This is a genomic window from Polaromonas sp. (assembly GCF_018780625.1).
GTDB lineage: Bacteria > Pseudomonadota > Gammaproteobacteria > Burkholderiales > Burkholderiaceae_C > Polaromonas.
In genome coordinates, this window is sequence record NZ_JADMJK010000210.1 from 1 (window position 1) to 4134 (window position 4134).

The 4134-nt window shown below is 66.5% G+C and carries 6 protein-coding genes; 5 read left to right on the plus strand and 1 reads right to left on the minus strand.

What is annotated here, in order from left to right; translation table 11 throughout:
* The 5 genes from IV091_RS15410 to IV091_RS18480 form a co-directional block, all read left to right on the plus strand.
* On the plus strand, window positions 1-1007 hold a 1007-nt coding region (locus tag IV091_RS15410; protein ID WP_293470141.1), incomplete at its 5' end, for an ATP-binding protein.
* 99 nt (window positions 1008-1106) lie between these two features.
* Window positions 1107-1706 (plus strand): sigma-70 family RNA polymerase sigma factor, encoded by a 600-nt coding sequence (locus IV091_RS15415; protein ID WP_293470142.1) that lies wholly within the window; start codon window positions 1107-1109, stop codon window positions 1704-1706.
* A complete protein-coding gene (locus IV091_RS15420; RefSeq protein ID WP_293470143.1) occupies window positions 1703-1912 on the plus strand; it encodes a zf-HC2 domain-containing protein in 210 nt (69 codons plus the stop codon). The genes IV091_RS15415 and IV091_RS15420 overlap by 4 nt, the downstream gene beginning before the upstream one ends.
* Before the next feature lie 128 nt (window positions 1913-2040).
* Window positions 2041-3549, plus strand: a complete 1509-nt coding sequence (locus IV091_RS15425; RefSeq protein WP_293470144.1) for a DegQ family serine endoprotease — start codon at window positions 2041-2043, stop codon at window positions 3547-3549.
* 329 nt (window positions 3550-3878) lie between these two features.
* Window positions 3879-3986, plus strand: coding sequence for a hypothetical protein (locus tag IV091_RS18480; protein ID WP_366807012.1), 108 nt, complete (start codon window positions 3879-3881; stop codon window positions 3984-3986).
* On the opposite strand, the gene IV091_RS15430 is transcribed toward IV091_RS18480, so the two are convergent.
* A partial coding sequence (locus IV091_RS15430; protein WP_293470145.1) for a hypothetical protein occupies window positions 3947-4134 on the minus strand: 188 nt, incomplete at its 5' end. The two genes, IV091_RS18480 and IV091_RS15430, sit on opposite strands and share 40 nt — an antisense overlap.

A 4134-nucleotide genomic window follows, 5' to 3' on the forward strand; every position in this document is an offset into this window, starting at 1 on the left:
GCTACCGGGTGTACACGCTGCAAACGCCGCTGCAAACCGTGCAGATCGCGCAGGACCTGAGCGCCCGAACCGCCCGGGCTCGGGCACTCGCGCTGCGCGCCGTGCTGCCGTTTGCCTGGCTCACCCCGCTGCTGATGTTGGCGGTCTGGTGGATCATCAACCGCTCGCTGGCACCTGTCGAGCGCACCCGCCGCGTGGTGGCCAGCCGCGCCGCCGATGATTTTTCGCCGCTGGACGGCGCGGGCCTGCCTGACGAAGTCCGGCCGCTGGTCGACGAACTCAATTTGCTGTTCGGCCGGGTGCGCCACGCCTTTGAAGCGCAAAAGAATTTTGTCGCCGATGCCGCGCATGAACTGCGCTCGCCGCTGACCGCGCTGAAACTCCAGGCCCGGGCCCTGCGCCGCGTCGATGCGGACCCGGCGGCACGCGAAGCCGCTGTGGCGCGGCTGAACCAGGGCATTGACCGGGCCATACGGGGCGTTGAGCAGCTGCTGCTGCTGGCGCGCGAAGAAGCCGGTGCTGGGCCAGCCGGGCGGGTGGATTTGCAGCAGATCGTGCAGCTGGCAGTGTCCGATGTGCTGCCGCAGGCGCGGCACAAGCGGATTGACCTGGGACTGGCCGGCCCCGCATCCGCACCCGGCCTGGCCGCAGCTAACGGCCAGGCTGACGCCCTGCGCATCCTGCTGCGCAACCTGCTGGAAAACGCCGTCAAGTACACGCCGTCCGGGGGCCAGGTCGACGTGTCGCTTGGCGAGGATCAAGGCCAGCCGGTACTCACGGTAGAAGACAGCGGCCCCGGCATTGCGCCGCAAAACCGTCCCCGGGTGTTTGACCGCTTTTACCGCGTCAGCGACACCGCCCAGGAAAGCGGCAGCGGCCTGGGACTGGCCATCGTCAAGGCCATTGCCGACCGCCACGGCGCGGTGCTGGCGATGGGCCAGTCCGAACGCCTGGGCGGCCTGAAGGTCGAGGTGCGCTTTCCGGCCAACGCCATGGGCCACTTTTAATTTAAAAAATTCACTCGTGCAGCAAGCCACCAGCAGACCAGTTCGTGCTGCCAAAAACAGCCCACGCGGCGGGCGCGATGTTCTTACACTGGCCGCACCATGCACCCCACCGATACAGATACCAACAACGGCGCGTTAGAGCAGCAAATTGCCCTGCACCGCGACTACCTGCTGCGCTTTGCGCGGCTGCAGCTGCGCAACGACGCCTGGGCTGAAGACGCCGTGTCTGAAACACTGCTGGCCGCACTGGCCAGGCCGCAGGCGTTCGAGCGCCGCTCGCAGCTCAAAACCTGGCTGGTGGGCATCCTCAAGCACAAGGTGATCGACGCGCTGCGCCAGCAATGCCGTGACGTGAGCCTGAGCAGCAACGATGACGACGTCAGCGCTGACGACCTGATGGACCAGGCGATGTTCAAGCCCGACGGTCACTTTGCCGAGCGCCCCGCCGACTGGGGCAACCCCGAGCAGGACTTGGGCAGCCGCCAGTTTTTTGCGGTGCTCGAAGCCTGCGCCAGCAAGCTGCCGGCCAGCCAGGGACGGCTGTTTTTGATGCGCGAGTGGCTGGAACTCTCCAGTGAAGAAATCTGTAAGGAACTGGGACTAACCCCGACCAACCTGTACGTACAGCTGCACCGCGCCCGCCAGCGCCTGCGCGAATGCCTTGAATTGAACTGGTTTGCGAGCCCCCAAGCCCTATGAAACCCACTATCCCCCTGATGCTGACCTGCAAGGAAGCCGCCGCATTGATGCTGGCCCGCGAGGACCGCGCCCTGCCCCTGATGGACCGCGCCGCCCTGCGCCTGCACCTGGTCATCTGCAAGGCCTGCCCCCGCTTTGAAAGCCAGCTGCTGACCATGCGCCATGCGATGAAGCAGTGGCGCGGCTATGTGGACGGCGACGATTAAGCCCCCTCTTTCAGCGGTACCGCCCGGCCTTCGGCATCCGCCCGGTTTAAGGTTCACCTAAGCCCGCGCCGTCATAGTTACCTGCATCGGCACCAACGCGTGCCTTCCTGATGCAAGGAGCCATTTCCATGAAATCCACCGCTTTGAACAACACCCGGCTGGTTGTTGCGCTGCTCGCCGCTGGCGCCATGGGGGGCGCCGGCGTGGGCGCCTTCAATGCCGTGAGCAGCCGGGCTGCCGCCGCCGTAGCCGCCCCGGCCGTGGTCGCCAGCAGCGCGGCCACCGTACCGATGGCCCTGCCCGACTTCTCGCAGATCACCGAGCGCTACGGCCCTTCGGTGGTCAACATCAGCGTGACCGGCACCGCCAGGACGTCCAGCGACGCACCGCTGGCGCAGGGCGGCGGCGATCAAGAAGGCGACCCCCTGCTCAACGGGCCGCTGGGCGAATTTTTACGCCGCTTCCAGCAAGGCCAGGGTCGGGGCGGATCAGCCGCGCCGCAGGAAATGCCCACACGCGGCCAGGGCTCGGGCTTTATCGTCAGCGCCGACGGCATCATCCTGACCAACGCCCACGTCGTTCGCGGTGCGAAGGAAGTCAGCGTCAAACTGACCGACCGGCGCGAATTCCGCGCCAAGGTGCTGGGCGCGGACGCCAAGACCGACATCGCCGTGCTCAAGATTGAGGCCAGCAAGCTGCCAGTCGCCACCCTGGGCAAAACCAGCGACCTCAAGGTCGGCGAATGGGTGCTGGCCATCGGCTCGCCGTTCGGCTTTGAAAACACGGTGACCGCCGGCGTCGTCAGCGCCAAGGGCCGGTCGCTGCCCGACGACAGCGCCGTGCCCTTCATCCAGACCGACGTAGCCATCAACCCCGGCAACTCGGGCGGGCCGCTGTTCAACGCGCGCGGCGAGGTGGTCGGCATCAACTCGCAAATCTATACCCGCAGCGGCGGCTACCAGGGCGTGTCGTTTGCGATCCCGATTGACGTGGCAACCAAAATCAAGAACCAGATCGTGGCCACCGGCAAGGTCGAGCATGCGCGGCTGGGCGTGGCGGTGCAGGAAATCAACCAGGCTTTTGCCGACTCCTTCAAGCTCGACAAGCCCGAAGGCGCGCTGGTGTCGACGGTTGAAAAAGGCAGCCCCGCCGACAAGGCCGGCTTGCAGTCGGGCGACGTGATTCGCCAGGTCAACGGCCAGCCGATTGTGTCGTCGGGCGACCTGCCGGCCGTGATTGGCCTGGCCGCGCCGGGCGACACCATCAAGCTGGAAGTCTGGCGCCAGGGCGCGTCCAGGGAACTCACCGCGCGCCTGGCCAACGCCGATGACAAGGCGGCCCAGGTCGCCAGCAAAAAGGATGCGCCCGGCCAGGGCCGGCTGGGCCTGGCGCTGCGTCCGCTGCAGCCCGATGAACAGCAGGAAGCGGGCGTTGACAGCGGCCTGGTGGTGCAGCAGGCCAGCGGGCCGGCGGGGCTGGCCGGCGTCCAGGCGGGCGACGTGCTGCTGTCGATCAACGGCGTTCCCGTGAAAAGCATAGACCAGGTGCGCGCCACCGTGGCCAGGTCGCAAAAATCGGTGGCGCTGCTGATTTTGCGCGGGGACAGCAGGATTTTCGTGCCGGTCAATCTGGGCTGATAGCGTGGATGGTTGCGCATGAACAGCGCCACGCGGTCGCCGGGCACCAGCCCGGCCGCCAGCAGGCGCTGGCCCACGCGGGCACTGCGCGCCGCCCACTGGCCATGCGTCGCGACTGGCCGGGCGCCGTGGTAAATCGCGGGCCGTTGCGGGTCCATGCGGGCCATTCGATGGAGCAGTTGGGCCAGATTCATGCGGGTATTTTTCGCTGGATGGGTGAAGGGATACCTGATCGATGATAGGGACAGTGGTCCGGCAACGCCATACGGTACGAGTACCTTACCGGGATGATCCCTGCATCACGCACCTTCGCCTAAAACTTCGCGCCCATGGCGCTGTGCCTGACGCAGCACCGGCCCATTACCGAGTGCAACCGGGTCTTTCTGGAACTTTTCGGCTACGAGGCCGGCGAGTTGACTGGCCAGTGCAGCGCCTGAGTCCGCGCACGGTTGAAATGCACCGTGCGCGCCTGCGCATGAAACTCGGTGCGCTGAGCACGCCCCGGTTGCTGCGGCTGCTGCCGTGAACCCAGGGATCCTGAAGAAAGCCCGGCAAGCGCCGGGTGGCGCCGGGTGGCGCCGGGTG

Excerpts from the sequence above, each read along its gene's own strand:
- IV091_RS18480 (WP_366807012.1), top strand. The coding sequence starts at position 3,879 with ATGGCGCTGTGCCTGACGCAGCACCGGCCCATTACCGAGTGCAACCGG.
- IV091_RS15425 (WP_293470144.1), top strand. The coding sequence starts at position 2,041 with ATGAAATCCACCGCTTTGAACAACACCCGGCTGGTTGTTGCGCTGCTC.
- IV091_RS15420 (WP_293470143.1), top strand. The coding sequence starts at position 1,703 with ATGAAACCCACTATCCCCCTGATGCTGACCTGCAAGGAAGCCGCCGCA.
- IV091_RS15415 (WP_293470142.1), top strand. The coding sequence starts at position 1,107 with ATGCACCCCACCGATACAGATACCAACAACGGCGCGTTAGAGCAGCAA.